This window comes from Streptomyces alkaliterrae (assembly GCF_007097205.2).
Lineage (GTDB): Bacteria > Actinomycetota > Actinomycetes > Streptomycetales > Streptomycetaceae > Streptomyces > Streptomyces alkaliterrae.
In genome coordinates, this window is record NZ_VJYK02000468.1 from 1 (window position 1) to 2,812 (window position 2,812).

Consider the following 2,812-nt stretch of genomic DNA (forward strand, 5'->3'; position numbering starts at 1 on the left):
CGCCAACACGTGCCTCCCTGCGCCCCTTGACGCTCCCATCCCGGCTCTCTCATGGCAGCATGGGCCCACAAACGGCAGCCGAAACGGCGAGCGCAGCCGAACGGTCACTGGTGGAGGCGTCGATGCGGTGGTTGGTGGGATGGAGCAGCACCACCCCGCGGCCCGCCCGTGCCCGGACACTGCACCCCGTCGGCGCGACCCAACTCTGGGCCGACCCCGACCCCTTGTGGGCGGTCGGCGACTGGCGACCGGGCGAGGTCCGACTCGTCGAGGGCGAACGGGACAGCGCTCTGGCCGTGTTCGGGCACTGCGGGGCCGGCGACGAACAGCTCCGACTCGGACTCTCCGCCGCCCGCGGCGGAGCCGTCCGCCAACTCACCTGCTGGCCCGGCTCGTACACCGTCGTCGTCCGCGTCGGACGCCGCGTCGCCGTCGTCAGCGACCTCGCCGGAGCGCGGCCCGTCTTCCACGTCCCCTGGGAAGGGGGCACCGCCTACGCCACCGCCGCACTGCCACTCGCCGACCTCGTCGAAGCCCAACTGGACATCGGCCACCTCGCCGCCCTGCTCGCCGCTCCCGACGCGCCCGAAGCGCTCGGCGACAGCACCCCCTACGCCCAGGTGCGGCGCGTACCGCCCGGCCACGCCCTGATTCTCCGCGACGGCGGCTCCCGCCAGACCACCAGCTACGAACCGGACGCGCCGTCCGTGGTCGCGGCGCCCCCGGCACCCACCGACCAGGCCGTCGGCGGCCTCCGCGAGGCACTCGTCGAGGCGGTACGCGTCCGACTGGCCGCCCCGCGCCACGTACCCGCCGGCTTCCCGGGCGGCGCGCCCGAATCCGGCATCCCCGCCCAACCCACCGGAGACGACGGGCTCGACCCCGGACCCATCCCCGGCATGGGCCCGGCCGACCGGCGAGCCGCCCGCGGCCCGGCCCCCGGAGTCGGCGCCGACCTCTCCGGCGGACCCGCCTCCGCCACCCTCGCCCTGCTCGCCGCCGGCCTCCCCGGCGCCCCGGGCACCCTCCACGGCACACCGGGCACCCTCGCCGGCGAACGCCTGCTCGCCGTCACCTTCAACGACCTCACCCTCGGCAACGACGTCGAGCGCACCGCCGAACTCGAACGCGCCCGCGGCATCGCCGACAACCCACGGCTGCACCACGTCGTCGTGGCCGCGGGGGAGGAAGGCCTGCCGTACGCGGACCTGGACTCGGTGCCGCTCACCGACGAACCAGGGCCCTCCCTCGTGACCGCCTCCCGCCACCGGCTGAGACTGTCCGCCGGCAGCGCCGACCAGCTCACCGGCTACGGCGCCCGGCAGGTACTCGACGCCCACCCGGCCCGCCTCGCCGACCTGCTGATGGACCGCAAACGACGGCACCTGCTGCGGCCCGCCGCCGCGCTCGCCATGGCGGACGGCACCTCAGGTGTCTCGCTCGCCGTGCCGTTCACCGTCTACCGGGCCGCCCGACGCCTCGCACGTACCGCGCAGCGCGACGGCGTCACCGAAGCCGCGAGAAGACTGCGCGACGCCCGACCCGTCGGCGGGTCCGCCGCCGACGCGGCCTCCGCCGGCGGCGTACTCGCCGCCTCCCTTGCCGCACTCAGCTGGTGTCGACCGGGCCCCGCGGCCCGCTGGCTGACCGGAGAGGCGCTGGCTGAAGTATCGGTTCGCCTGGAGACGGCCGCGATTCGCACCGCCGGCGGCCTCGGCACCCGGCCGGGAGTGCTCCGCGCCCGCGCCACACTCGCCCGCCAGGCCGCCGACTACCGCGTGCTGGAACAGGCCGCCGAAGTCCGCCACCAGCGCCTCCACTCCCCCTTCCTCGACAACCAGGTCGTGCGCGCGGCCCGCGAACTGCCCGAGACACTGCGAGTCCGCCCCGGGGCGCGGGCGGCCGTCCTACGGGAGGTGCTCGCCGGCGCCGGGGTGCACCACCTGCCGGACGGCTGGGGCAATCCGGCGCCCACCGCCCAGGTGAAGGCGGCACGGACCGGCATCCGGTACGGCCTCGGACAGCTCACAAGCCTCTTCGACGCCCCCCTGCTGGCCGACGCCGGCCTCATCGAGGCGCGAGTGGTCCGCCGGGCGCTACGGGCGGCCGCCGACGGCGAACCACTGCCGCTGGACGGGCTCGCCGAGATCGTCTCCACGGAGCTGTGGCTCCGCCGGCTGCTCGCCCGCCGCGGCACCTGCTGGACGGGCGCGGACGCGCCCCGCCAGCGCGCGGTCGCCGCCGGCGTCCCACCCCGCACCGCCCTGTGACGCCAGGACCGCTCCGATCCCCGCCGGACAGGCCCTATCGGCAGTGAATCACCGAGTCCGCCCACGTCGCGAGCGTGGTGAGGGCAAGCGGGCCCTGCGGGTTCACCGTGAGGCGGACGGTCTCCACGCCGTCGAGCGGCACCGACACCCGGACCGGCGACTCTCCGGCCCGCATCGGCTCGGACCGCCACAGCGGCCGCCCGTCACCCTGGACCGCGAATCGCACCGGCCCGCCACCCACCGTGAGGTCGTCCACGCCCACCCACGCCTCGTAGGACGTGCACGCGCGGTTCAGGTCGATCGTCACCGTGGACGGTGCGCCGACCGTGATGCCGTGGCTGAACTGACGACCGTCGAGTGACGGGCCCGTGCGCTGCCACACCCAGGTGCTCTGGGCCAGCCGCACCACCGGCTCGTCACCGTTTCCGAGCAGGTCCCACTCGAGCTGGTTCACCCGGTAGGTCTCGGGGGCGGGACTCGGCGGTGGCGGCGTGGGTGTGGGCGTCGGCGTCGGAGTCGGTGTCGGAGTGGGAGTCGGACTC

At 75.6% G+C, this 2,812-nt stretch carries 2 protein-coding genes; one reads left to right on the forward strand and one right to left on the reverse strand.

Annotated elements, in window-relative coordinates:
- Nucleotides 1–122: 122 nt before the first annotated feature.
- Complete coding sequence (locus tag FNX44_RS25690) at nt 123–2,270, forward strand: asparagine synthase-related protein (protein WP_143651373.1); 2,148 nt, start codon at nt 123–125, stop codon at nt 2,268–2,270.
- A gap of 34 nt (nt 2,271–2,304) precedes the next feature.
- Here the strand turns inward: FNX44_RS25690 and FNX44_RS25695 are convergent.
- On the reverse strand, nt 2,305–2,812 hold a 508-nt coding region (locus FNX44_RS25695; protein WP_173019288.1), incomplete at its 5' end, for an NPCBM/NEW2 domain-containing protein.

Coding starts and splice junctions, on each gene's coding strand:
- FNX44_RS25690 (WP_143651373.1), top strand. CDS start 123: ATGCGGTGGTTGGTGGGATGGAGCAGCACCACCCCGCGGCCCGCCCGT.